20 protein-coding genes are annotated in these 24,905 nt (G+C 65.1%); 11 read left to right on the forward strand and 9 right to left on the reverse strand.

From position 1 onward, the window contains the following. The first annotated feature begins 8 nt into the window (after nt 1-8). Nucleotides 9-527, forward strand: a complete 519-nt coding sequence (locus tag HWX22_RS06625; RefSeq protein ID WP_175915249.1) for a DUF2778 domain-containing protein — start codon at nt 9-11, stop codon at nt 525-527. 10 nt (nt 528-537) lie between these two features. Beyond that, on the forward strand, nt 538-792 hold the full coding sequence (locus tag HWX22_RS06630; RefSeq protein WP_230938233.1) for a hypothetical protein: 255 nt from the start codon (nt 538-540) through the stop codon (nt 790-792). Between the two features lie 675 nt (nt 793-1,467). Here HWX22_RS06630 and waaA read toward each other — a convergent pair. The 4 genes from waaA to HWX22_RS06650 form a co-directional block, all read right to left on the reverse strand. Then, complete coding sequence (waaA, locus tag HWX22_RS06635) at nt 1,468-2,826, reverse strand: lipid IV(A) 3-deoxy-D-manno-octulosonic acid transferase (RefSeq protein WP_175915250.1); 1,359 nt, start codon at nt 2,824-2,826, stop codon at nt 1,468-1,470. Nucleotides 2,827-2,863: 37 nt separating this feature from the next. Continuing rightward, on the reverse strand, nt 2,864-3,748 hold the full coding sequence (locus tag HWX22_RS06640; RefSeq protein ID WP_175915251.1) for a Kdo hydroxylase family protein: 885 nt from the start codon (nt 3,746-3,748) through the stop codon (nt 2,864-2,866). A gap of 43 nt (nt 3,749-3,791) precedes the next feature. Then, complete coding sequence (gene waaC / locus HWX22_RS06645; protein ID WP_347879457.1) at nt 3,792-4,820, reverse strand: lipopolysaccharide heptosyltransferase I; 1,029 nt, start codon at nt 4,818-4,820, stop codon at nt 3,792-3,794. 144 nt (nt 4,821-4,964) lie between these two features. After that, nucleotides 4,965-6,359, reverse strand: a complete 1,395-nt coding sequence (locus HWX22_RS06650) for a phosphomannomutase/phosphoglucomutase (RefSeq protein WP_059690756.1) — start codon at nt 6,357-6,359, stop codon at nt 4,965-4,967. Nucleotides 6,360-6,601: 242 nt separating this feature from the next. On the opposite strand from HWX22_RS06650, the gene HWX22_RS06655 reads away from it, so the two are divergent. The 5 genes from HWX22_RS06655 to HWX22_RS06675 are packed head-to-tail and all read left to right on the forward strand — an operon-like array spanning nt 6,602 to nt 12,030. Further along, nucleotides 6,602-7,858, forward strand: a complete 1,257-nt coding sequence (locus tag HWX22_RS06655) for an oligosaccharide flippase family protein (RefSeq protein ID WP_175907555.1) — start codon at nt 6,602-6,604, stop codon at nt 7,856-7,858. Then, the gene (locus HWX22_RS06660; protein WP_175915253.1) at nt 7,855-8,679 is read left to right on the forward strand and encodes a glycosyltransferase; all 825 of its coding nucleotides are present in this window, start codon (nt 7,855-7,857) and stop codon (nt 8,677-8,679) included. Before HWX22_RS06655 ends, HWX22_RS06660 begins: the two co-directional genes overlap by 4 nt. A gap of 43 nt (nt 8,680-8,722) precedes the next feature. Beyond that, nucleotides 8,723-9,859: a glycosyltransferase family 4 protein gene (locus HWX22_RS06665; RefSeq protein WP_175915254.1), complete on the forward strand. Its 1,137-nt coding sequence runs from the start codon at nt 8,723-8,725 to the stop codon at nt 9,857-9,859. A 14-nt stretch (nt 9,860-9,873) separates the two neighbouring features. Next, nucleotides 9,874-10,896, forward strand: a complete 1,023-nt coding sequence (galE, locus tag HWX22_RS06670) for a UDP-glucose 4-epimerase GalE (protein WP_059530331.1) — start codon at nt 9,874-9,876, stop codon at nt 10,894-10,896. A gap of 27 nt (nt 10,897-10,923) precedes the next feature. Then, the gene (locus HWX22_RS06675) at nt 10,924-12,030 is read left to right on the forward strand and encodes a glycosyltransferase (RefSeq protein WP_059820171.1); all 1,107 of its coding nucleotides are present in this window, start codon (nt 10,924-10,926) and stop codon (nt 12,028-12,030) included. 111 nt (nt 12,031-12,141) lie between these two features. Here the strand turns inward: HWX22_RS06675 and HWX22_RS06680 are convergent, their stop codons facing one another. The 5 genes from HWX22_RS06680 to HWX22_RS06700 form a co-directional block, all read right to left on the reverse strand. Then, entirely contained in the window at nt 12,142-14,472 is a 2,331-nt protein-coding gene (locus HWX22_RS06680; RefSeq protein WP_244135196.1) for a protease pro-enzyme activation domain-containing protein, read from the reverse strand. Between the two features lie 318 nt (nt 14,473-14,790). Then, entirely contained in the window at nt 14,791-15,777 is a 987-nt protein-coding gene (locus HWX22_RS06685) for a glycosyltransferase family 4 protein (RefSeq protein WP_175915256.1), read from the reverse strand. Beyond that, entirely contained in the window at nt 15,774-16,733 is a 960-nt protein-coding gene (locus tag HWX22_RS06690; RefSeq protein WP_175915257.1) for an NAD-dependent epimerase/dehydratase family protein, read from the reverse strand. The genes HWX22_RS06685 and HWX22_RS06690 overlap by 4 nt, the downstream gene beginning before the upstream one ends. A gap of 40 nt (nt 16,734-16,773) precedes the next feature. After that, nucleotides 16,774-17,955 (reverse strand): glycosyltransferase family 1 protein, encoded by a 1,182-nt coding sequence (locus HWX22_RS06695; RefSeq protein ID WP_175915258.1) that lies wholly within the window; start codon nt 17,953-17,955, stop codon nt 16,774-16,776. A gap of 94 nt (nt 17,956-18,049) precedes the next feature. Beyond that, nucleotides 18,050-19,921: a nucleoside-diphosphate sugar epimerase/dehydratase gene (locus tag HWX22_RS06700; RefSeq protein WP_059820166.1), complete on the reverse strand. Its 1,872-nt coding sequence runs from the start codon at nt 19,919-19,921 to the stop codon at nt 18,050-18,052. 363 nt (nt 19,922-20,284) lie between these two features. Here HWX22_RS06700 and HWX22_RS06705 point away from each other — a divergent pair, with 363 nt between their 5' ends. The 4 genes from HWX22_RS06705 to HWX22_RS06720 all read left to right on the forward strand — a co-directional run bounded on the left by HWX22_RS06705 (nt 20,285) and on the right by HWX22_RS06720 (nt 24,903). Then, nucleotides 20,285-21,736 carry a mannose-1-phosphate guanylyltransferase/mannose-6-phosphate isomerase gene (locus HWX22_RS06705; RefSeq protein ID WP_059820165.1) on the forward strand — a complete coding sequence of 484 codons (1,452 nt, stop codon included), beginning with the start codon at nt 20,285-20,287 and terminating at the stop codon, nt 21,734-21,736. 166 nt (nt 21,737-21,902) lie between these two features. Then, complete coding sequence (locus HWX22_RS06710; RefSeq protein ID WP_059820164.1) at nt 21,903-22,700, forward strand: ABC transporter permease; 798 nt, start codon at nt 21,903-21,905, stop codon at nt 22,698-22,700. Beyond that, on the forward strand, nt 22,700-23,920 hold the full coding sequence (locus HWX22_RS06715; RefSeq protein ID WP_059820163.1) for an ABC transporter ATP-binding protein: 1,221 nt from the start codon (nt 22,700-22,702) through the stop codon (nt 23,918-23,920). Before HWX22_RS06710 ends, HWX22_RS06715 begins: the two co-directional genes overlap by 1 nt. Continuing rightward, nucleotides 23,917-24,903 carry an FkbM family methyltransferase gene (locus HWX22_RS06720; protein WP_175915259.1) on the forward strand — a complete coding sequence of 329 codons (987 nt, stop codon included), beginning with the start codon at nt 23,917-23,919 and terminating at the stop codon, nt 24,901-24,903. Before HWX22_RS06715 ends, HWX22_RS06720 begins: the two co-directional genes overlap by 4 nt. Nucleotides 24,904-24,905 lie beyond the last annotated feature (2 nt).

The raw sequence follows: 24,905 nt of genomic DNA on the forward strand, positions 1-24,905 counted from the left end.
GGTGATCAATGGCTTATACCGGTAGATTTCTGGTGAATAACGACTTTTTGTCGCCCCTTACCATCGATGGCCTGGGTACTTTCGATGCGTTCTCTGGCCACGGCATCTATCGGAATCGAGGGGGCTGTACGGCGGTACCCGACAACGGTCCGATTCCTGCTGGTAAATACTGGATCGTCGATCGTCCTACAGGCGGTGTCGGGTCTCGAGCTTGGACCTCGATCAAGGACGCATATAACGCCTTAAAGGGCAGACCGTCTTACCATTCCGAATGGTTTGCACTATATCGGAGCGACGGCTTAATCGACGATTTTACTTGGATCAACGGTCTCCAACGCGGTCAGTTTCGGCTGCATCCGACGAGCGGCGATGGGATTTCGCTAGGCTGCATTACTCTGCCGAGCCGTACGGATTTTCTGAGAATCCGAACAGCACTTTTGACCACAAACAAAATTGCAGCTGGCAATTCAGGGCTTGATGCATACGGAACAATTGAGGTCCTCGCGTATGGCAACACTTGCCCGTAGATTTTTCAAAATGACGCTGTTTATCGGCTTGTTTCTTCTATCCGTGCGCTGTATTGGTCGAAATGGAGCAATGCCAGAAAGCGTAGCACTTAGATGGTTGAGCATCGCGCAAAACCTTGGTCTGCACGAAGCAGATGATGCCTATATCCTGGTGATGCTAACTCTTGATCTGCTTGTAGCAACGCTTGCATATATGACAATCACGAAGCTATGGAAGCATAATCGCAGCAAGAACGCCGCGTTGAGAAATAACGCCCGAGAATGATCACTCTCGTCCGTCGAATATTTAAGGTCGCGCTGTTCGTCGGCCTATTCCGCCTCTCCGTACCGTTTGTCCACACATATCCTGTGACAATGTCAGAAAGCCAAGCGCTCGCTTGGCTACGCGTTGCAAATCGACTTGGCATTCGCGATCCCGATGACTTATACATTCCGCTCGTCCTGCTGACTAACGTTATCGTGGCAACGTTTGCGTATATGGCGATCATGAAGCTACGGAGACACTATTGCGAGAAAAAACATGTCGGGAAATAATGACTTGGAGTAACCGGATCCGCAGGCCTGTCAAAATCGCGACATTTATCGGACTGCTCGCTCTATCGCTTCGTTATGTCCGACCAGACTCCTATGAATGGACAGAAAACCAGATGCGCACGTGGTTGTACACATCACAAGCGTTAGGTATTCGCGACCCCGAAGATTTGTATTTCGTGGTGTGGGCAACTATCGAACTGATCGCGGCAGTGCTCGCTTATGTAGCGATTATGCGGCTGTGGCGACACCACCGAAAAAAGCATGTTGGAAAATAGCGACCAAAGATGACCGCACCAGAAACAAAGCCGCGCCCTTACCCATCTCAAGGTTCGTTGGACACAGCGGTCGACCTTCAACCCGTTGCAGCGCATTCGAGCGCGACGCGCTCGAATGCAAATCGCTACACTTAGTCGCCTTGGGCGTCCCGCCCATCCTGCATCGCACGCCCGCCGTTCTCCACCGGCGGCAGCAGCGCCGCGAGCACGTCGACCGAGCGCGCCGTCGCGCCGCGATGGCGCGACGCGAACGCGGCACCGGCCGCGCCCATCGCGATGCGCCGTGCCTTGTCGGCGAACAACGCGTCGAGCACGTGCGCGAGATCGAGCGGATCCGCGACCTGCATCGCCGCGCCGGCCGCGACCGCATCGGCGGTCGCCTGCGTGAAGTTGAACACGTGCGGCCCGATCAGCACCGGCACGCCGACCGCGCAGGCCTCGATCAGGTTCTGCCCGCCGAGCGGAAGCAAGCTGCCGCCGATGAACGCGACGTCGGCGGCCGCATAGTACGCGCCGAGCTCACCCATCGAATCGCCGAGCAGCACCGTCACGTCGGCCGGCAACGGTTCGGCCGCGGCGGGCCGACCCGCGGCGAGCGCCGCCGCGTCCGCACCCCACACCGAACGCCGCACACACTTGAACCCGTTGCGCTCGACGAGCGCCTCGACTTCGGCGAAGCGCTGCGGATGACGCGGCACAAGAATGAGGAGCGCGCCGGGCGTCTTCATCGCGGCGAACGCCTGCAGCACCAGCGCCTCCTCGTTCTCGCGCGTGCTGGCGGCGACCCACACCGGCCGCGTGCCGATCGCGTCGCGCCATGCATGGCCACGCGCCGCCAGCTCAGGCGGCGTCGTCATGTCGAACTTCAGGTTGCCGAGCACCGTCACGTTGCGTGCGCCGAGCGACGTCAGCCGCTCCGCGTCGGCCGGGCTCTGTGCGAGCACGCGCGAGAAGCCGCCGAACACGTCGCGCGTCGCCGCGCCGAACTTCGCCGCACGTCGATGCGAGCGCGCGGACATCCGCGCGTTGGTCAGCACGAGCGGCACGTCCGCGCGGCGGCACTCGTCGATCAGCGTCGGCCACACCTCGGTTTCCATCACGAGACCCAGCGTCGGCCGCCATGCGCGCAGGAAGCGCCGCACCGCGCCCGGCATGTCGTACGGCAGATAGCAGCGCAGCACGCGATCGCCGAAGATCTGCTCGCCGGTCGCGCGGCCGCTCGGCGTCATGTGCGTGAGCAGAATGCGCGCGTCGAGACGCGCATGCATCAGCGCATCGATCAGCGGCTGCGCGGCGCGCGTCTCGCCGACCGACACCGCATGCACCCAGATCAGCGGCGTGCGATCGTCCGGCGACCGGCCCGCGACGTGACCGAAGCGCTCGCCGATGTGCTCGCGATAGCCGCGCTCCTTGCGCGAACGCACATAGAGCCGGATGACCGCGATCGGCGCGACGAGCCACCACAGCGCGCGATAGATCGCCCTCAGCATGCGCGGGCTCCGAAACCGTGAAGGATGCGGTGCGCGCTCAAACCAGCGCCCTGCCCTGCAGGCGCTCGAGAATCCCGAGCGGCGCGCATTCGCGACGCACCATCGCGTCGACCGGCAGGAAGAAGGTCTGCTCGAGCATGAACTGGCCGGACATCACAGCGTGCGAAGTCTGGTCCGAGAAACATATCCACACGCTGCCCGGCGGAAACGGCATCGTCTGCTGCGGGCAAGTCTTCTGGTAGTCGAGATCGGCCTTCATGCTGTCGTGCAGGTTCAGCATCAGGTGGTCGTATGCGCTGCGCGGCGACTTCGTCACGTGCAGCAGGTTCAGCAGCCACGCCGAACCCGGGAACTGCGGCCGGATCTTCGGCAGGAAACGCTTCGCGACGTCCTCGAACGGCTCGCCGACGCGCCACACGCGCGGCTGGCCGGCCGGGTTCACGTTCGTGAACACGCGCAGGATCCGCTCGCCGTAGTTCGGCCGCGACGGGAACGCGTCGACGTGCAGCCGGCTGTCGTCCTTGCGCCACGACGTCTGGCGCGTCTCGACCTGCATCAGCCGCAGGCTCGTCGGCGCGACGCGCAGCTTGCCGCGGTATTCGGGAAAGAGGCCGTCGACGAGCGTGCCGGCCTGCTGCTGGAAGCGCGCGACCAGCGCGCGCACGGCCGACTGCGTAACGCTGTCGCCGAGCACGCCGGCGAGCGCACCGCCGTTCGGCGCAAGGCTGATGTTCTTGCGCTTCGGATCGGCGAGCGCCGGATCGAGCAGCGCTTCCTCGCCGCCTTCGATCGCGAAGCGCAGGTGCGGGAAATACAGTACCTTGCCTTCCTCGACCCCTGCGAGCAACTGCTCGCGCGGCGCCGACAGGTTGTGTCCGCTCCAGTCGGCGGACGGGACTTCGATGATCTGGGATTCGCTCATGATCGGTTCGCGTGCGTGACGGGCAGGGCAGGCATGACGGGCATCACAGCAGACCGAAGCCCGCGAGCACCGCCTTCACCTGCGAGATCGACGGCGGCTGCCCCGCCGTGCCGAGGTTGACGACGTTCGGCGACCAGTAACCGCCGGTGCGCCAGGCCGTCGCGAAATTGTACAGTTCGACCGTCGGACGCTTCAGCGCGGCGGCGATGTGAACCAGACCTGTATCAACCCCGACCGTCGCGGCCGCGCCGTCGATCAGGCCGACGACGGCCGGCAGCGACAGTTTCGGCGGCACGATCGCCGCCGCGCCGAATTCCTTCGCGAGCCGCTCGCTGGTCGCGCGCTCCGCGTCGTTGCCCCACGGCAGCACGAGCGACGCGCCGCGCCGCACGAGCGCCTGGCCAAGCTCGATCCAGGCGGCGTCGGGCCACTGCTTGTCGGCGCGCGACGTCGCATGCACGAACACCACGTACGGCACCGGCAGGTTCAGGCCGAGCGCCGCGACCGCGAGCGCCGCCGCACGCGTATCGAGGCCGAAGTCGACCGGATCGGCCGGCGTCGGCGCCGGGTCGCCCAGCGCGGCCGCGACCAGCTGGCGCGAACGCTCGACCACGTGCGTGCGCGGCGCGATCGGCACGCGCTTGCGATAGAAGAAACGCACCGGCCATTCGTAGCCCGCGCCGTCGGTGCGGTTGCCGAGGCCCGCGAGCGGGCCGCGCGCCCAGCTCGCGACCCACGCCGTCTTGATGAGCCCCTGGCAGTCGATCACGAGGTCGTATTGCTCGGCCGCGAGGCGCTTGCGGAACGCGCGGATCTCGCGCCACGTCGTACCCGAGAACGGCTTCTTGCGCCAGCGGCGCAGCGAGAACGGCAGCACGTCGCGCACGCCGTCGACGAGCCGCACGAGGTCGACGAAGCTCTCCTCGACGAGCCAGTCGATCTGCGCGTCGGGGTGGCGACGCCGGATATCGGCGATCACCGGCATGTTGTGCACGACGTCGCCCAGCGACGACACGCGCACGATCAGGATCTTTTGCACGCTGAAAAAACGCCGGCGGACGGCCGGCGACAGGCATAAAGACGCGATTTTATCGCGCCCGGGGGACCACACAGGCAAAAAGCGGCCGCACGCCGTCGGCGTGCGCCGCTTTTCGGGGATGGCGCGACGATCGTTCGACCATCGTCGCGCCGGCGGCGGCCCGCAGGCCGCCGGGGTTCAGAACGGCAGCTTGACGTCCGGCTTCGCGGCCGTCAGCACGCGGCGGAAGTCGTCCTGGATGCGCTTAAGGCCTTCCTCGGTCTCGGACTCGAACCGCATCACGACAACCGGCGTCGTGTTCGACGAACGTGCGAGGCCGAAGCCGTCCGGGTATTCGACGCGCAGGCCGTCGATCGTCACGACCTCGTCCGCACCGTCGAATTTCGCCTCCTTCTGCAGCTTCTCGATCAGGCGGAAGTTCTCGCCTTCGTCGAGCCAGAGCTGCAGTTCGGGCGTGCTCATCGCGTCCGGCAGCGCGTTCAGCAGCGCGCTCGGATCGGCCGCCTTCGCGAGAATTTCCAGCAGGCGCGCGCCCGTGTAGAGACCGTCGTCGAAACCGTACCAGCGATCCTTGAAGAACACGTGGCCGCTCATCTCGCCCGCGAGCGGTGCGCCCGTCTCGCGCAGCTTCGCCTTCACGAGCGAATGGCCCGTCTTCCACATCAGCGGCTCACCGCCCTTCGCCTTCACCCACTGCGCGAGATGGCGCGTGCACTTCACGTCGTAGATGATCTGCGCGCCCGGGTTGCGCGACAGCACTTCCTCCGCGAACAGCATCAGTTGGCGGTCCGGGAAGATGATCTGGCCGTCCTTCGTGACGACGCCCAGGCGGTCGCCGTCGCCGTCGAACGCGAAGCCGAGTTCGGCATCGGTGTCCTTCAGCGCCTGGATCACGTCCTGCAGGTTTTCCGGGTGTGCGGGATCGGGGTGGTGGTTCGGGAACGTGCCGTCGATGTCGGTGAAACGCTCGACGAGTTCGCAGCCGAGCGCCTTGAACAGGCGCGTCGCGAGCGGGCCCGCGACGCCGTTGCCGGCGTCGACGACGAGCTTCAGCGGGCGCGCGAGCTTCACGTCGCCGACGATGCGCTCGATGTACTGATCGGCGACGTCGAATGCCTCGTACGAGCCGCTGCCCGTCTCGTAGCGCTCGTCGACGATGCGGCGGTACAGCGCCTGGATCTGCTCGCCGTAGATCGCCGCGCCGCGCAGCACCATCTTGAAGCCGTTGTAGTCGGGCGGGTTGTGGCTGCCCGTGACGACGATGCACGAATCGACGCGACGCTCGCCGCCCTTCAGCGCGAGCGGCACGCTCGCCGCGAAATAGCCGACCGGCGTGGGCACCATGCCGACGTCGACGACGTCGACGCCCGCCGCACGCAGGCCATCGGCGAGTGCGCCGACGAGCTCGGGCCCCGACAGGCGGCCGTCGCGCGCGACGACGACCGCGTCGCCGCCCTGTGCGCGCACCTCGCTGCCGAATGCCCGGCCGATCCCGCGCGCCGTGTCGGCGTCGAGCGTCTTGCCGACCACACCGCGAATGTCATATGCCTTGAAGATGGATTGGGAGATCATCGATTCTCTCTCGGTTGCGTGCATGGAAAATAATCTGGCCGCCTTTCGCGCATGCCCGGCATCATACCTGCGGGCCCGGCGCTGCAAGGAACGGGACGGCTGGAGCGGCCCCGATCCAACTTATAATCGCGGGTTTTGATGACGCGGATTCCGCCCATTTTAATGCCTAGCCGTTCCGCCGCCGCCACCCTGCCGCCTCCGGGCGCCCTGCCAGCCGCCTCGCGCGCGTGCGGCTGCCCCGCATGCTGAAGCGATTCGGCAACCCGGATGTCGCGAAAGCCGTCGCGAACCTCGTCTGGCTGGGGCTCGAACGGCTCACGCAGATCGGCGTCGCGATCGCGATCAGCGGTCTTCTGGCCCGTTATTTTGGGCCGGACGTGTTCGGCAAGTGGCAGTATGCGAATACGCTTCTCCTCGTACTGGCGCCGCTCACTTGGGTGTGCGGCGCCGAAATCCTGGTTCCGACCATCGTCCAGCGCCCGCCCGCGCAACTCGGCGCGGTGCTCGGCAGCGCATTCGCGCTGCGCATCGGCGTGTCCGCCGCCGCGCTCGTCGCGACCTGGGTCGCGATCGGCGCCGGCGCGTTCGACCCGCTCGTCGGCGCGATGCTCGCGGGCCTCGCGGTCACGATGGTGTTCCGCGAGCCGTTCGTCGGCGTGATCAACGCGTGGCTGCAGAGCATGACCTACAGCAAGCCGCAGCTCGTGACCAGCATGGTCACCGCGCTGGCGAAGGCGCTGTGCGTCTGGCTGCTGGTCCGCGCGGCCGCCGGCCCTGCCCGCTTCGCGTGGCTGTGGGCGCTGGAGGCCGCCGCGATCGGCTTCGCGCTGCTGCTCTACTACCGCCATCGTAACGGCGGCACGCTCGGCTGGACGTTCGACAAACCGCTGTTCGGGCACTTCGCCACCGCCGGCACCGTGTTCTGGCTCGGCCTGATCTGCATGTATCTGTTCCTGAAGCTCGACCGCCTGATGCTCGAGCGTCACGTGTCGTTCGCCGACCTCGGCCGCTATTCGGCGGCCCAGCAGCTCAACGAGAACTGGATCACGCTCGCACTGATGCTCGCGCAGACCATCGCGCCCGCGTTCGTGTACCGCGTGCAGGACGTCGCACGGCTGCGCCGCAACATCGTCCGGCTGATCGCGATGACCGCCGGCCTGATGACGGCCGGCGCGCTGGTGCTGGATGCGGCCGCGCCGCTCATCGTCGGCAAGGTGTTCGGCCGCGGCTACGAGGCGTCGGTCGACATCTTCCGGTGGGCCGTCTGGCTGTCCGTGCCGGCCGGCATCGAGGCGATAGGCAATCTTATCGTTCTCAAATATCAAGCAAAATTCGTGTTGCTGGCGAAATGGGTGCTCGCGCTCGCGATCGCCGCGCTCGTCAACGTGTTCGCCATCCCCCGGCTCGGCCTGTACGGCGCGCTCGTCGGGCTGGCGGCCGGCTATGTTGCCGCCGCCGCCGTTAATTTTTATTACATTCGTATCAAGCTGCGCCCATGACGTCTCCCGATTGCCCGCCCCCGCTCGACGACGTGGCCGTGCTGATGCCGGCCTACAACGGCCACGACGACGTCGTGCGCACCCTCGCGTCGTTTCGTGAGGCCGCGCCGGTGCACGTGCTGATCGTCGACGACGGCAGCACGCCGCCGATCGCGGCGCCCGACCTGCCCGGCCTCGCGGTCGAGGTGCTGCGCATGCCGCAAAACGGCGGCATCGAGCGCGCGCTCGAGGCCGGCATCGACGCGCTCGCGGCGCGCGGCTTCCGCTATGCGGCCCGCATCGACGCCGGCGACCTCGCCGCGCCGCAGCGCCTCGCGAAAGAGCGCGCGTATCTCGAAGCCCACCCGCGCGTGGCCTGCGTCGGCATGTGGACCCAGGTCGTGTCGCGCGCCGGCGAGCCGCGCTTCATGCTGACGCCGCCCGCCGATCCGCGCACGCTGCGCCGCACGCGCTTCCTGCGCTCGCCGCTCGTGCATCCATCGGTCATGTTGCGCATCGACGCGGTGCGCGAAGTCGGCAACTATCGGGCGAAGTACCGCGCGGCCGAGGATCTCGATCTTTTTTTACGGTTAATGCAACGCTACGATTGCGCGAACCTGCCCGAGCTCGGCCTCTACTACGAGCTCAACGAGGGCGGGATCAGCGCGACCAAGCGCCGCCGACAGCTGATATCGACGCTATCGCTGCTGCTGCGGCACTTCAACGTGCTGAACCCGTACGACTGGGCCGGCCTCGCCAAGAACCTGCTGCATTTCGTGACGCCATACCGCACGTTGCAGCGGATCAAGCGGACGCTGTTCGCGGCGCGTCCGTCCGCGTAGTCCGCATCCGGCATTTTCGACGCTTTATTTTTTCTTTTTTTTCATGTCCGCTACCTCCTCGCTGCGCATCGCGCTCGTCTGCAACACGGCCTGGGCGATCTACACGTACCGCCACGGGCTGATCCGTGCGCTCGTCGCGCGCGGCGCCGAGGTCATCGTGATCGCGCCGCACGACCGCACGGTGCCACTGCTCGAGCAGATGGGCTGCCGCTACGTCGCGCTCGCCGTCGCGTCGAAAGGCACGAGCCCGCGCGAGGATCTCGGCACGCTTGCCGCGCTGGTGCGCCATTACCGCGCGCTCAAGCCCGATCTCGTGTTCCATTACACGATCAAGCCAAACATCTACGGGTCGATCGCGGCGTGGCTCGCGCGCGTGCCGTCGATCGCGGTCACCACCGGCCTCGGCTACGTGTTCATCCAGAAAAGCCGCGCGGCCAGTGTCGCGAAGCGCTTGTACCGGTTCGCGTTCCGCTTTCCGCGTGAAGTCTGGTTCCTGAACCGCGACGATCTCGCGACCTTCACCGACGAGCAGTTGCTTGCGCACCCCGACCGCGCGCGGCTGCTGCACGGCGAAGGCGTCGACCTCGAACAGTTCGCGCCGGCGCCGCTGCCCGCCGGCCGTGGCCCGGTGTTCATCCTGATCGGCCGGCTGCTGTGGGACAAGGGCGTACGCGAATACGTCGAGGCAGCACGCGTCGTGCGGGCCCGCTACCCGGATGCGCGCTTCCAGCTGCTCGGGCCGCTCGGCGTCGACAATCCGAGCGCGATCGGCCGCGCGGACGTCGACGTGTGGGTCGGCGAAGGCGTCGTCGAGTATCTCGGCGAGGCGCACGACGTGCGCCCGCACATCGCGGCGGCCGATTGCGTCGTGCTGCCGTCGTACCGCGAGGGCGTGCCGCGCACGCTGATGGAAGCGTCCGCGATGGGCCGCCCGATCGTGGCGACCGACGTGCCGGGCTGCCGCGACGTCGTGGCCGACGGCGAAACCGGCTTCCTGTGCCGCGTGCGCGACAGCGCGAGCCTCGCCGAGCAGTTGATCCGCATGATCGAACTCGGGACCGCCGGGCGCGATGCGATGGGCGCGCGCGGTCGCCGCAAGGTCGCCGCTGAATTCGACGAGCAGCAGGTCGTCGAACGTTACCGGCAGACCATTCATACATTGACCGGCATCACACTCTGAAGGAGCGCATCAGCATGACCGCTAAAGGCACCATCCTCGTTACCGGCGGTGCGGGCTACATCGGCTCGCACACGGCCGTCGAGCTGCTCGACAACGGCTACGATGTTGTGATCGTCGACAACCTCGTCAACAGCAAGGCCGAGTCCGTCCGGCGCATCGAACGGATCACGGGCAGGACGCCCGCGTTCCACCAGGTCGACGTGTGCGACGAAGCCGCGCTCGCGAAGGTGTTCGATGCACATCCGATCACGGGCACGATCCATTTCGCGGCGCTCAAGGCGGTCGGCGAATCGGTCGCGAAGCCGCTCGAGTACTACCAGAACAACCTCGGCGGACTGCTCTCCGTGCTCAAGATCATGCGCGAGCGCAACGTCAAGCAATTCGTGTTCAGCTCGTCCGCCACCGTGTACGGCGTGCCGGAGCGCTCGCCGATCGACGAATCGTTCCCGCTGTCCGCGACCAACCCGTACGGCCAGTCGAAGCTGATCGCCGAGCAGATTCTGCGCGATCTCGAGGTATCGGACCCGTCGTGGCGCATCGCGACGCTGCGCTACTTCAACCCGGTCGGCGCGCATGCGAGCGGGCTGATCGGCGAGGACCCGGCCGGCATCCCGAACAACCTGATGCCATACGTCGCGCAGGTCGCGGTCGGCAAGCTCGAGAAGCTGCGCGTGTTCGGCTCCGACTACCCGACGCCGGACGGCACCGGCGTGCGCGACTACATCCACGTCGTCGATCTCGCGAAGGGGCACATCGCCGCGCTCGACGCGCTCGCGAAGCGCGATGCGAGCTTCGTCGTGAACCTCGGCACGGGCCAGGGCTACAGCGTGCTGGAAGTCGTGCGCGCGTTCGAGAAGGCGTCGGGCCGCCCGGTGCCGTACGAACTCGTCGCGCGCCGCCCGGGCGACATCGCCGAGTGCTACGCGAATCCGCAGGCCGCCGCCGACCTCATCGGCTGGCGCGCGACGCTCGGGATCGAGGAGATGTGCGCCGACCACTGGAAATGGCAGGAGGGGAACCCCCGCGGTTTTGTATAATCCGCTGTCCATTTTTCGAGCGATCCCATGCTCAGCTTCGCGTCCGGCTTCATCGTCTCCCTGCTCGTCACGCTGTTCATCGTGCGCTATGCGCATCTGCACGAGAAATTCTCGATCGACAGCGATCTGGCCGGCGTGCAGAAATTCCACGTGCGGCCGGTGCCGCGCGTCGGGGGCATCGGGATCCTCGCCGGCGTCGTCATTGCCGCGCTGCTCCTGACCCGGCGCTATCCAACGATCGCCGGCAGCATTCTCGGCATCGTGGCCTGCGGGCTGCCGGCGTTCCTCTCCGGGCTCGTCGAGGACCTGACCAAGCGCGTGTCGCCGCGCGCGCGGCTGCTGTGCACGATGGGCGCGGCCGCGCTGGCGTTCTGGCTGCTGAACATCGCGGTCACGCGCATCAGCGTGCCGCCGCTCGACTTCCTGCTCCACTACGTGGCCATTTCGGCGTTCATCACGGTGCTCGCGGTCGCCGCGCTGGCCAACGCGATCAACATCATCGACGGCTTCAACGGTCTCGCGTCGATGGTCAGCTTCATGATGTTCGCGTCGCTCGCCTACGTCGCATTCCACGTCAACGACCCGGTCGTGATGTCCGCGTCGATCATCATGATGGGCGCCGTGCTCGGCTTCTTCCTGTGGAATTTCCCGGCCGGCCTGATCTTCCTCGGCGACGGCGGCGCGTATTTCATCGGCTTCATGCTCGCCGAGCTCGCGATCATGCTGGTGATGCGAAATCGCGAAGTGTCGGCGTGGTATCCGGTGCTGCTGTTCATGTATCCGATCTTCGAGACCTGCTTCTCGATCTACCGGAAGAAGTTCATTCGCGGGATGTCGCCGGGGATTCCGGACGGCGTTCACCTGCACATGCTCGTGTACAAGCGGCTGATGCGATGGGCCGTCGGGACGAAGCATGCGCATGACCTCACGCGGCGGAATTCGCTCACTTCGCCTTATTTGTGGCTGCTGTGCCTGGTTGCCGTGATTCCGGCGACGCTGTTCTGGCGACACACGGTGCACCTGTTCGTTTTTGTGGTGCTGTTCGCGCTGACCTATGTGTGGCTGTATATCAGCATCGTCAGGTTCAGGGTGCCTCGGTGGATGGTGGTGAGGAAGGAGAAGCGCGGGCATTGAGGGGGGCGGGTCAGCCGGCGCGTTGCCGGTTCGCGCGGGCTGTCCACTGCTACACACTACGCGGCCATCGCCGACGGTGACCATGACGGCGCGGCCGCGAATCGCAGAATCCTAGCGTCCCGAGGTATAGGTGTTCCAGCGCGGCGCCTGCGCATAGATCACGAGGTTGCCGTCGTCCTGAATGTACGTGACCGCCCCCGGATTACCGTTGGTGCCGGAATACCAGAGCGGCACGCCCGTTGGACTGTAGACGACCAGATTGCCGTCCGTCTGCATCGCCGCATAGGCGCCCGGATGACTGTAGGTCCCCGAATTCCATTTCGGGACGCCTTGGCGAAGCAGCACCAGATTCCCGTCACTCTGCATGACGAGTGTGTTTGCACCGTTGCCTGACGCCAGGCTCTGGCCACTGCCGAGGGTGACGCCGCCGTTCCAGACAGCCGGCCCGCTCGACGAGTTCGTCAATCCCGCCGCTGACGTCGCCGTGGCAAATACCGGGATGGACCACGCGTAGATCACCATGTTGCCGTCATCCTGCACGGCAAGATACTGGCCATAGGACCCGCCATTGGTCGCCGAAAACCACAGCGCCCTGCCGCCCGCGCTGTAGACCACGAAGTTGCCGTCAGTCTGGAACACTGCGTACGCCCCTGCGTTTCCGAACGTCCCGGAATTCCATATCGCGGCACCACTCACGTTATAAAGCACGAGGTTGCCGTCATTCTGCATGACCAGTCGATGGTTTTGGGACGCCGAGTACGCGGTTTGTCCCGGCTTGAGCGTCGTCCCTACACCGATGATGCCGCCATAGATCGGTGTCGTCGGCGCGCATATCGACGATTGCAGCGTGGTGACGATCGGCGTGCCCCAGCCGGTCACGAAGTCCCAGCCCGAACCGGCACTGTATGCGCCGTTACTGCCGTAGGTGATGTCGCGGAAGATCGACGGTGTCGTGGCTTGTGCACTGTAAATCGTCGGTGCCGCGAAGCCGGGGTTCGTCGCGCAGCTGCCGGACAAGAGACGCGCCCAGGTCGCGGCAAACAACGGCGCGGACAGGCTCGTACCGCCCAGCGTCTCGAGTTGTCCGCCCACGATGATCTGCGCGCCGCTGTTGGGATCGGCGTCGAACGCGAGATCCGGCAGGCCCCGGAACGCCCGTCCCTTGAGCTGCGGTACGTTCGACTGCCAGGTCGGAATCGGCTCAAATCCGCTGCTGCCGCCACCGCCGGAGTCCCAGGCCATCTCGCCGCCATAGCTGCCGTTCCCGTTCGTATAGAGGCTGGTGCCGCCGACGGCCACGACGTAGGGCGAGCTCGCCGGATATTGCACCGACGTGCCGCTGCAGCCGTACGCAACGCTACCCGAATCGCCCGTGCTGACCGAAAAGGTCTGCCCCTGTGCGACGGCCATTTCGAACAGCACGTCCATCGAGGCGGTCGGCGCCCAGTTCTCGCATCCGCCGATCGACATGTTGACGACCTGCGCGGCGTTGTCCGACACGGCGCGATTGATCGCGAGCGCCATGTCGCTCCATGCGAAGGACGGCGCAACATAGAAGTTGATTTGCTTGACGCCGCCGGACATCCCGACGATGGTCTGGCTGTCGAGTGACCATTCGACGTTCGCGCTCGTGTCGGCGCTCGGCGTTCCGGCGTTGATCACCGAAACGGGTACGGCGGGCAACCGGTTGTTGGTTTCGAACGTCGTCAGGTCGATGACGGGCTGCGTCAGGTTCCCTTCCGCGATGATGCCCACCGTGGTGTTGGCGGCCGTCGGCGCGCTGCCGACGGAATAGATGCCCGGAAACTGCGTCGGGTTGTGACCCACCATGATTGCATTGGTCGTCGGCGACGTGTTTGCGGTTGGCGTACGAGCGCCCACAGACGCGCGCACGAAGTGCGGATGCAGACGCGTCGCGGTATCGAGCCCCAGAACCGCTTGGACGACACCGCCGAGTGCGTCCGGCACCGTCTCGGGGGCGGTGTTGATATGCGCGCGGCTGCCGTCCGCCATCGCGACGGGCACCAGCGTCGTCTTGAACACGCCGGATATCACGCCGGCCGGCGCATCGGCTTCGACGATCATGTTGTTGCCGGCAACATTGATGTTCGTGAAGCCCTTACTTCCCAAATAGGCCTTCACCGTGGCGACCTGGTCGGCGGTGGGCGCGTAGCGCGCGGCGATCTGCGCGGAGGTCAGCACGGCGCCGAAGCTGGCGCTGCCGGGCGTTCGCGAGTCCTGCACGAAGCGATGCAGTGCGGCTTGGTCGTTCGGCTTGAGTATGAGCACAACATGGACCGGCGCCGTCGCACTCATCGGCGCTGCACTCACCACGTTGCCGGTGGCGCGCAGCGCCGACAATTTGCCAACCTGCGCAGTGGCGGTGACGGTCGACGCCGTCGGACTCTCGTCGCCGCCACACCCCGCGAGCGCGAACACCATGAGTGCCGCGCTCATTCCCCTTGCAATATGTTCCGCTTTCATCGGATTGGTATGGACCGTAGATCTCGTATTTGGCTTTTCACCTTTGTTCTTTACGGCAATCGGACGGCTACCTTGAGGAAAACATAGGAAGGAATCGACGGGTAGTCAAATGACCGAAGTGGGTCGATATGGGTGAACGCGAATGGAACGATCGGTGTGTCGATCGGGACGATGGCGCCGAGCGAATGCCGGCGCGGGCAAGCGATCAGGCGGCGCTCGACCGCCGCCCTTCATACGACATCCGGTATGACGCTCGAGGCCGGATATAACGCGAAATCAACGAGTCAGCCCGGACTTGCGCCAGCGCCACTCGATCCACGCGCCGATGACGGCGAGCAGGGCGTACCACGCAACCACGATCCCCCACTGCTCCGCGACGGACGGAAGCTGGCGCGCCGCGAGACCCGCCGCCGAACCGCCCACCATCAACGCGTAATACAGCAGCGCAACCGGCACGTGCGAACCGAGTGTCCGCACCAGCCGTTGATAGAAATGCTCGCGGTGCGCCTGCCAGACCTTTTCTCCGCGCAACAGGCGACGCAACAGCGTCACGGATGCATCCGCGATGAACGGTCCGAACGCCATCGCGACGAACCACACCGGCCAGACACCGTGCTGCCAGCCCCACAGCGCGAATGCGCCGGCCAGGAAACCCAACGGAATCGATCCGACGTCGCCGAGGAAGACCTTCGCCGCTCCGAAATTGAGCACGAGGAAACCCAGGCCCGCGCCCGAGATCACGCCGCTCGCCAGCGCGAGCTCCGGCGCGACGCGCGACGCCGCGATCGCATAGGTGCCGAAACCCAGCACAGTCATGCCGGCCGCGAGACCGTTCGCGCCGTCCATGAAGTTGTAGAGATTCACGATCCAGACGAGCGCGATGACGACCAGCACCGTCGCCCATATCGGCATTCCGGTGGACGAGACCGCGACGGCGCCTGCGGCCACCAGCAGATGCACGCTGAAACGCACACGCGCCGACAGGCCTCGCCGGTCGTCGATCAACGACACGACGGCCAGCACGCACGCGGCGAGCGCCGCCCAGCCGAATCCCGGCACGCCGAGCGCGATCAGCGGCAGCGCCGAACACATCACACCCCATCCGCCGACACGCGGCACGGGACGCTCATGAAGGGAGCGCTGGTTCGGCACGTCGACGGCGAGTCGCCACGCCAGACCCGATTTCAGCAGCCATGCAAGCACTGCGAAGCTCGCGCATGCCGCGAACGCGGCAACGACGACGATGGGTAACGATGCGATCATGCTCCGCCCCCCTTCGCCAAGCCGGCCACTGTTTGGGCCAGCCCTTGGTCGACGGTAAACGGCGGCGCCCAGCCGAGCTCGCGCAGGTGCGCGCATTCGATCCGCAGCGGACTCGTCAGGCGGTCGACCGCCGCGCGGCGTCCGGTCAACGCGCCCGCAGCGCGCAACCACGCGACGGGCACCGGCACGAGGCGCGGCGACCGGCCGAGCGCGGCGGCAATCCCCGCAACGAATTCGGCGACGGACCGGTCGTTGCCGTCGGTCACATGGAACACCCCGTCCGTTGCGTGATCGCGCGTGGCCAGGAACCGCAATGCGTCGACAAGGTTGCCGATATACACCATGCTGCGCTGCGCATGTGCGGCGCCGAGCGGTAGCGGCACGCCACGCGCGACCGCGCGCATCAGCCCGAGGAAATTCGCTCGCACGCCGGGACCGTACACGAGCGGCGGCCGCACGACCGTCAGTTCGATCCCGCAGGCCGCGCAGGCATCGCGCAACGCGACTTCCGCCTCCTGCTTCGAGATGCCGTACGGATCGCCGGGGCGCGGCACGTCGTCCTCACGCAACGGGCGGCCGTTCTCGTGCTCGCCGAGCGCCTTGACGCTGCTCACGAACACGAACCGGCGCACGCCGGCACGGCGCGCGGCCTCGAGCGCATTCAGCGCGCCCTGGACGTTCGCGGCCCGGTAGGACGCCAGCGGATCGGTTGCGTCGTCACGCATCACGTGCACGCGTGCGGCGAGATGCACGAACACGCCGCACGGTGGCAAAGCGGGTTGTCCGGCTGCGACGCTGGCGAAATCGTCGTCCGCGATGACGCACTCGGTCGCCCGCGCATCGGTATCGCCCGCGTGGCGGCGAACGAGCGCGATAACATCGTGTCCCGCGTCGCACAACGCCTGAACCAGTGCGCGCCCCACGAAACCATTCGCCCCGCTCACGCCAATCCGCATTGCCTTTCCTCCATCGGCGGCATTCGTCGCCGCACGCGCGTCAGACCAGTGAATGATAGACCTCGCAGGTCTTGTCGACGGTAGCGTCCCAAGTCAGCTCGGCTGCGCGCCGCAACCCCTTCTCCACCAGCAGGTCGCGCAACGCGGCGTCCGTCAGCAGGCGCTCGAGCCCGGCCTCGATCGCGTCGACCGAATACGGATCGACTTCGAGCGCGGCGCCGTTCGCGACCTCCGGAATCGACGTCACGTTCGACGTCAGGACGGGCGCCCCGCTCGCCATCGCCTCCGCGACCGGAAGACCGAATCCTTCGTAAAGCGACGGATATGCGAAGACCGCGGCCGACGAAAAAAGATGCAGCAGACTCGAGCGCGACAGGTAGCCCGGCGATATGATCTGGCCCGCACGGGCGAGCGGCTCGATGCACGCCATCAGCTGCGAGTTCTTCCAGCCGTCGGCGCCGACGAGGACCAGCGGATACATCTGCCGCAGTTCCTCCGGCAACCGTGCGAATCCTTCGACCAGCCGCTGAAGATTCTTGCGCGGCTGCAGCGTGCAGACCGACAGGACGAAACGCCGCGACTGAATCCCGAGCGCGTCGAGCACGGGACGGCACTCTTCGTCACTGTACGGCCGGAACACCGGTTCGACGCCGAGATGGATCGGCACCACCCGCTCCTCCGGCACGTCGTAGATGTCGAGCAGTTCCTGCTTCGTATACAGGCTGTCGACAATGATCGCGCCGGCCTGTCGCAGCGAACGCGGCAGCCCGTGATCGAGGTAGTTGACGGCGACCCGAGGATGAAACTCCGGATGACGCCGGTGGGACAAGTCGTGCACGGTCACGACGTTCGGGCCGCGATAACGCGACGCGACGAAATTGGTCTCGTGATAGAGATAGCCGCGCCGCGCGAAGTCGCTGCGCAACGTGCGCGAAGCAGAACTCCGCACGACCGTGCGCAAACGATACAGCCCCGGAATCGCCCTCGATTTCTGCAGCAGGCTCGCAGTCATCCCGTTGCGGAACTGCACGGCCTTCTGCAGTGACGATTGGTCGACCATCATGGCGTCGAGACGCTCGCCCTGGAACACGGTACGCCCGACCCAACCGGCGACGTCTTCGACGTCGCTGCGCCGGAGCAGACCTTCGAGCAGATGTTGTGTGTAGTAGCCGATGCCGCTTCGGGGCGGACGCAGCGAATTGAGATCGAAAAGCAGTTTCATGCGATCGAGGGCCAAACGAACTTGACGACGCCGTTACCCGTCGAAAGACAGGTCACGGCGCCGTGTCAGGAAAATGAAGGATGGACGGTGCGGCTCAGGCCGACCGCGCCGATGCAACTGGCTGCAGTTGCGGCAAGACCGTCGGCTGGTATTCGGGCACCCAGCGGCGCAGGTCCCGTCGCACCTCGTCGTCGGGCAGCACGCGATTCTGCATCAGCCAGGGCAGAAGCTCGTCGAGCAAGTTGTCCGGCACCTCGCGCGCTCGCGCGATGCGCAGCTTCGGATGCGGCGTACGGGTCGCGGTCTCGTCGTCCGCGAGCAGTTCCTCGTACAGTTTTTCACCCGGCCGCAGGCCCGAGAATGAGATGCGGATCTGACTCTCGTCGAAGCCGTAGAGACGGATCAGGTCACGAGCCAGATCGACAATCCTGACCGGCTGTCCCATGTCGAGGACGAAGATCTCGCCACCCAGCCCCATGCTGGAGGCCTGCAACACCAGCTGCGACGCCTCGGGGATCGTCATGAAGAAGCGTGTGACTTCCGGATGGGTGACTGTCACCGGGCCGCCCTTCGCAATCTGCTGCTGGAATTTCGGAATGACGCTCCCGGCACTGCCGAGCACATTGCCGAAGCGAACCGTCTCGAACTGCGTCGAACTCGATTGCTGCAATGCCTGGCATGCCATTTCCGCCAGCCGCTTGCTCGCACCCATCACGTTCGTGGGGTTTACGGCCTTGTCAGTCGAGATCAGCACGAAGTGGCGCGTGGCATGACGCGCAGCCGCACGCGCGACGCGGTATGTACCAAGTACGTTGTTGCGGACCGCCTGCCATGCGTTGAGCTCTTCCATCAACGGCACATGCTTGTAGGCCGCCGCATGGAAAACGATGTGCGGCGCATGGCGACGAAACACTTCGTCCAGCAACAGGGAGTCCTTCGCGTCGCCGACGATCGGCACGACGTCGACGCCTGGAAAACGCTCGTGCAGATCTTCCGTCAACCGGTAAATCGCGTACTCCGACAGATCGAACGCAACCACCTGGGCCGGCTCGAATCGCAGGATCTGACGGCACAGTTCGGAACCGATGGAGCCGCCCGCGCCCGTCACCATTACGACCCGCCCGCGCAGCAACGCATCCACGTGAGCCGTATCGATCGACACGGGCTCGCGGCCCAGCAGATCCTCGAGATCGATCTGGCGCACACGCGACAGGGAAGCCTGCCCCTGTGCGACGTCGGCGAGCGCCGGCAGCACCATGGCGCGAACGCCGGCACGCACGCAGAGCGTCGCGACCCGCCGCTGCACTTCGACCGGTGCGGAGGGAATCGCGATGATCGCGGTCTCGACGCGGAGCATGTCGGCGAAATGCGGCAACTCGTCGATCGCACCAAGCACCTTGTAGCCGTAAATCTCCCGGCCGCGCTTGGTCGGGTCGTCGTCGAGGAGTCCGATCAGGCGCCATTCGCCCGAACGCGACAGTTCACGCGCGAGAGTCGCACCCGCCGCGCCCGCACCGAGCACGACGACCGGCTTGCCTTGCGCGATCAGGCCGCCGTATCGATAGAACTCCTTTACCGTCCGGTACAGCGCACGCGCGCCGCCGGTCGACAGAAACAACAGCAGCGGCGAAACGAGCAGGACTGAGCGCGGAATGATCGGTGTCGGCTGCAGCATCACCGCGCCGATCATCACGAGCAGCGCACCGATGCCGACCGCCTTCGCAATGCGGATGAGATCCGGCAGGCTCGCGAACACCCACATGCCACGGTACAGGCCGCAGATCCGGAACAGGATCGCATAAGTCGGGACGACGCCCGCGAGCGCAACTAGACAACCGTGCCAGAACTCCGTCGGCACGGCCCCGTTGAAACGAATCACGTAAGCCGATATCCATGCGGCGGCGACGGCGAGCAAGTCGAATCCGAATACGCTCAGTGACCGCCACGACGGTTTGAATCGAAGCATGCGTGAGATCCTAGTGAAACAGAACGTTAACTACTGTGCGGCAGCCGTCGCGCGAACGGCTTGGCCGCTTGGCCGTGTCGTATAGTGTGCGGATCGGCTAGGGGGACTCCAGCGCACGACCGCCGTGAACTGGTAGGAATTATGCCGATAGACCGAACAAACAGGCAAATTCGGATACCTGCATGTTGCGGCGGATGTGATCTCGGGACGATACCCCGTCTCGAATTATTGTTGTTTTCTTGCAGTGCAACTTCCGTAACGAGATGTATGGTGCAATGGTTCCGCAGGGTGAAATCCGCTAGAATCGCAGCCTTCCGATGGTCCCGCACCATGCCGTAAACGGATCGTAACCAGATCGAGTCAATGAACATCATACCCGTCATCATCTGCGGAGGCGCGGGCACCCGGCTGTGGCCCGTGTCGCGTGAAGCGTTTCCGAAGCCGCTGTTGCGCCTTGCTGACGGGCAAAGCCTGCTCCAGAAGACCTATCTTCGGGCCCAGCAGGCGACCGCTGCACGCGAAATTGTCGTCGTCACGAACCGCGAAACCTACTTCCTGACCAAGGACGAGTGCACGAACGTGCGGGAGGCAGGCAACCGGCTCGGCTTCGTGCTCGAGCCCGAGGCCCGCAATACGGCTGCCGCCATTGGCGCCGCCGCCGAATTGATCCGCCGCGAGCACGGCCCCGAGGCCGTCATGCTCGTCCTGCCCGCCGACCACCTCGTGGCCGATCAGGCGGCGTTCGATGCTGCGGTGCAACAAGCCGCGGCCGCCGCAGTCGATGGTCAGGTAGTGACGTTCGGCATTCACCCGACCAGTCCCGAAACCGGCTACGGCTACATCGAATACGATGCGACGCCTGCCCGCGGCCCGGCGTCGCGCAAGGTGACGCGTTTCGTCGAGAAACCGCAGCTGTCAGTCGCCGAGGCGCTTGTCGCCGACGGGCGCCACCTGTGGAACGCCGGCATGTTCTGCTTTACTGCGCAGACCATCCTCACGGAACTCGAGCGTCACGCGCCCGACGTTGCCACGCCGGTCATCCATGCGATCGATACGGCGTCGCGCAGTGCGTCGTCCGACGGCGACTACGCGCTCGAACTCACGCCCGCCGCCTTCCGCGAAACGGAAAGCATCTCGATCGACTACGCGGTAATGGAGCGCTCGGCCAACGTCTACGTGGTGCCGTGCGACATCGGCTGGAGCGACATCGGCTCCTGGCTGTCGATCAGCAGTCTCACCGCCCCTGACGAGCGCGGCAACCGCATCAGCGGCCCTGCGCAACTTCACGACGCCGACAACTGCTTCGTTCAGAGCGAGGACCGGATGGTCGGCCTCGTCGGCGTGCACGACCTGATCGTCGTCGATACGCCGGACGCCCTGCTCGTCGCATCGGCGCAACGCGCGCAGGACGTCAAACACATCGTCGCCGGGCTCAAGCAGTCGAACCACAGCGCGTATCGCCTGCACCGCACCGTGCATCGTCCCTGGGGGACCTACACGGTGCTGGAGGAAGGCGAACGATTCAAGATGAAGCGGATCGTCGTCAAGCCGGGCGCCTCGCTGTCGCTCCAGATGCATCACCATCGGAGCGAGCACTGGGTGGTGGTGAGCGGTTGCGCGGATGTCGTCAACGGCGAACAGGTCATCTCGCTGCAGCCGAACGAATCGACCTACATCCCGGCCGGTCACAAGCATCGGCTGATCAACCCCGGCGTGCTCGATCTCGTGCTGATCGAGGTCCAGTGCGGCGAATATCTCGGCGAAGACGACATTGTCCGCTTCGAGGACGTCTACGGCCGCACATCGTCGAACTGACACGGCCGAACGGACCGCCCGCGCCCCCGGTCGATCCGGGGGCCGCGCGGCATGGATGTCGCGGTGCGACGGGTTTTCCGGTGCCGCGCCGCTCGTCCCGACGGCAATCGACGCGCGGAAGCCGCCGCCCCGTGTCGCGCGCACGACCTGTTCATAGGAATTCTGCATGGCAGTAGGAATTGTCAAATCCGCGTGGCGATATCGCGGATTCATCGTCAGCAGCGTCAAGCGCGAGTTTCAGTCGCGCTACCGGAATTCGCTGCTCGGCGGCGCGTGGATGGTGATCAACCCGCTGGCGATGATCTTCGTCTATACGGTGATCTTCTCCCAGCTGATGCGCGCACGACTTCCCGGTGTCGACAGCAATCTCGCATACAGCGTATACCTGTGCGCGGGCTCGCTCACGTGGGGCCTGTTCGCCGACACGCTGACGCGTGCGCAGAACGTGTTTCTCGAGCAGGCCAACCTGATCAAGAAGCTCAACTTCCCGCGCATCTGTCTGCCGATCATCGTCGCATTGAACGCGCTGCTGAACTTCGGCATCGTGTTCGCGCTCTTCACGATCTTCCTGCTGATCTCGAACAATTTCCCCGGCTGGTCGTATTTCGCGCTGATTCCGGTGCTGCTGCTTCAGGTCGCGTTCTCGATGGGCCTCGGCATCGTGCTCGGCGTGCTGAACGTTTTCTTTCGCGACGTCGGCCAGCTCTTCGGCGTGGTCATGCAATTCTGGTTCTGGTTCACGCCGATCGTCTATCCGATCGCGGTCCTGCCGGAGCGCGTGCGCCACTACATCATGTTCAACCCGATGGCGCGCGTGATTACCGCTTATCAGGACATCTGCGTGTGGCATCGCATGCCGAACTGGTACTCGCTGTGGCCCGTTCTTGCCCTTGCCGTACTGCTCTGCGCGGCCGGCGCATTTATTTTCCGCAGGCATTCGGCTGAAATGGTGGACGAACTGTAATGACGGCGATCAAGGTAGCCGGCGTCGGCAAGGCATACAAAATCTATCGGTCCCGGTGGGGACGGCTCATCGAATGGCTCGTGCCGGGCGCGAACCGCCACGAGTTGCGCTGGGTGCTGCGCAATATTTCGTTCGACATCGAACCGGGCGAAGCCGTAGGCCTGATGGGTGTCAACGGTGCGGGCAAGAGCACGCTGCTCAAGATCATCACCGGCACGGCACGCGCGTCCGAAGGTCAGATTGCGATCAACGGTTCGGTCGCGGCGCTGCTCGAACTCGGCATGGGCTTCCATCCGGACTTCACCGGCCGGCAAAACGTCTACATGGCCGGCCAACTGCTCGGCCTGACCAATCACGACGTCGACACGCTAATGCCGGAAATCGAGGAATTCGCCGAGATCGGCGAATACATCGACCAGCCGGTGCGCGTCTATTCGAGCGGCATGCAAATGCGTCTGGCATTCAGCATCGCGACGGCGCGCCGTCCCGACATCCTGATCGTCGACGAAGCGCTGTCGGTCGGCGACGCGTATTTTCAGCACAAGAGCTTCGACCGGATCCGTAAGTTCCGCGAACAGGGCACGACCCTGCTGCTCGTCTCGCACGACAAGACGTCGATCCAGTCGATCTGCGACAAGGCTATCCTGCTCGAGAAAGGCACCGTCTCCAAGATCGGGCCGCCCGAGGAAGTGATCGACTTCTACAACGCGTCGCTCGCGCAGCGCCAAAGTCAGACGATTCGCCAGGAAGTGACGGCAGAGGGCAACACCCGCACCATCTCCGGCACCGGCGAAGCTACGATCGAACACATCGCGCTCTGCGACGGCGACGGCAACGAGGTCGAAATGGTCGATGTGGGCTCCAGCGCCCAGCTCGAGATCACCGTGCGCGCCAATGAGGCGATTCCGAAGCTCGTGCTCGGCTACATGATCAAGAACCGCCTCGGCCAGGACATCTACGGTACCAACACGTACCACACGAAGCAGATCGCGGAAAACGTGCGTGCCGGCGAACGCCTGAAGTTCACGTTCGCGTTCGACATGAACGTCGGCCCGGGCTCGTATTCGGTTGCAACGGCACTTACCAGCGGGTCGGATCACCTGACCAACAACTATGAGTGGCGCGACTACGCACTGGTCTTCACTGTCGCGAACCTGACCCGCCCCTTCTTCCTCGGTTTCAGCTTCATCGAACCCACCATCCGGATCGAGCGGCAATGACCTTTCTCTCCTTTGCGCAGAACTTCGAAGACATCGTTCTCTGGCGCGCGCTTTCCGATGTCGAACAGGGGTTCTACATCGACGTCGGCGCCAACGAACCGATCGAGGATTCCGTCACGAAGGCGTTCTACGAACGGGGCTGGCACGGCGTCAACGTCGAGCCGGTCACCGAGCATTTCGATGCGCTCGTGCAAGATCGGCCGCGCGACATCAATCTCGCCTGTGCGCTGGGCGAAAAGCCCGGCCGCCTGACGCTCTATGAAATCGATGCACGCGGCCTGTCGACCAACGCCCCCGAGATTGCGAATCGCTACCGCGAAAGCGGTCGCCTGCACGGCGAACGCGAGGTCGAGGTTCGTACGCTCGCGGACGTCTGCGAAGCGTACGCGCCGCGCGACATCCATTTCCTGAAGATCGACGTCGAGGGCTTCGAGCGGAACGTGCTGCTCGGCGCGGACTTCAAGCGCTTCCGCCCGTGGATTCTCGTGATCGAATCGACCGAGCCGAATTCGCCGGTCGACAACAGCGCGGAGTGGGAATCGATCGTGACCGACGCCGGTTACGAATACGCGTACTTCGACGGACTGAACCGGTTCTATGTCGCGACGGAGCATCGCGACCTGAAGCCGCGCATCGCACTCGCGCCGAACGTGTTCGACCGCGCGAAACTGCGTCGCGGCCACTGCTTCGTGCTCGATCCCGAAATTTCGCCGGACGCGCATCGCGCGTTGCAGGACACCCTTGCGGAGCGGGAGCGCACGCTGGCCGCGTTGCAGGCCGAACTGGCCGCATTGCGGGGCGAGTTGAGCGCCGTGCGCGCCGAGCTCTCCGAGGCGCACCTGACCGCCGCCCATGCCGACGCGCAGGCGATGGATCTGAATCGTCGGCTCGACACGCTGCAAGCGGAGCACGCGCGGCAGTCCGAACGGCTTGCGCAGCCGCTCGTGCGCCTTGCGCTGCGATTGCATGGCGCATCGCGATAAGT

The sequence above is a fragment of the Burkholderia sp. BCC1638 genome, from assembly GCF_902833195.1.
Taxonomy (GTDB): Bacteria; Pseudomonadota; Gammaproteobacteria; order Burkholderiales; family Burkholderiaceae; genus Burkholderia; species Burkholderia diffusa.

Bases quoted from the DNA above. Each gene is read 5' to 3' on its own strand.
- HWX22_RS06665 (WP_175915254.1), top strand. From the start codon at position 8,723: ATGTCCGCTACCTCCTCGCTGCGCATCGCGCTCGTCTGCAACACGGCC.
- HWX22_RS06630 (WP_230938233.1), top strand. From the start codon at position 538: ATGACGCTGTTTATCGGCTTGTTTCTTCTATCCGTGCGCTGTATTGGT.
- HWX22_RS06680 (WP_244135196.1), bottom strand. From the start codon at position 14,472: ATGGTGTTCGCGCTCGCGGGGTGTGGCGGCGACGAGAGTCCGACGGCG.
- HWX22_RS06710 (WP_059820164.1), top strand. From the start codon at position 21,903: ATGGCAGTAGGAATTGTCAAATCCGCGTGGCGATATCGCGGATTCATC.
- HWX22_RS06685 (WP_175915256.1), bottom strand. From the start codon at position 15,777: ATGATCGCATCGTTACCCATCGTCGTCGTTGCCGCGTTCGCGGCATGC.
- HWX22_RS06625 (WP_175915249.1), top strand. From the start codon at position 9: ATGGCTTATACCGGTAGATTTCTGGTGAATAACGACTTTTTGTCGCCC.
- HWX22_RS06720 (WP_175915259.1), top strand. From the start codon at position 23,917: ATGACCTTTCTCTCCTTTGCGCAGAACTTCGAAGACATCGTTCTCTGG.
- HWX22_RS06650 (WP_059690756.1), bottom strand. From the start codon at position 6,359: ATGATCTCCCAATCCATCTTCAAGGCATATGACATTCGCGGTGTGGTC.
- HWX22_RS06655 (WP_175907555.1), top strand. From the start codon at position 6,602: ATGCTGAAGCGATTCGGCAACCCGGATGTCGCGAAAGCCGTCGCGAAC.
- HWX22_RS06695 (WP_175915258.1), bottom strand. From the start codon at position 17,955: ATGAAACTGCTTTTCGATCTCAATTCGCTGCGTCCGCCCCGAAGCGGC.
- HWX22_RS06700 (WP_059820166.1), bottom strand. From the start codon at position 19,921: ATGCTTCGATTCAAACCGTCGTGGCGGTCACTGAGCGTATTCGGATTC.
- HWX22_RS06705 (WP_059820165.1), top strand. From the start codon at position 20,285: ATGAACATCATACCCGTCATCATCTGCGGAGGCGCGGGCACCCGGCTG.
- HWX22_RS06640 (WP_175915251.1), bottom strand. From the start codon at position 3,748: ATGAGCGAATCCCAGATCATCGAAGTCCCGTCCGCCGACTGGAGCGGA.
- HWX22_RS06660 (WP_175915253.1), top strand. From the start codon at position 7,855: ATGACGTCTCCCGATTGCCCGCCCCCGCTCGACGACGTGGCCGTGCTG.
- HWX22_RS06690 (WP_175915257.1), bottom strand. From the start codon at position 16,733: ATGCGGATTGGCGTGAGCGGGGCGAATGGTTTCGTGGGGCGCGCACTG.
- HWX22_RS06675 (WP_059820171.1), top strand. From the start codon at position 10,924: ATGCTCAGCTTCGCGTCCGGCTTCATCGTCTCCCTGCTCGTCACGCTG.
- waaA (WP_175915250.1), bottom strand. From the start codon at position 2,826: ATGCTGAGGGCGATCTATCGCGCGCTGTGGTGGCTCGTCGCGCCGATC.
- HWX22_RS06715 (WP_059820163.1), top strand. From the start codon at position 22,700: ATGACGGCGATCAAGGTAGCCGGCGTCGGCAAGGCATACAAAATCTAT.
- galE (WP_059530331.1), top strand. From the start codon at position 9,874: ATGACCGCTAAAGGCACCATCCTCGTTACCGGCGGTGCGGGCTACATC.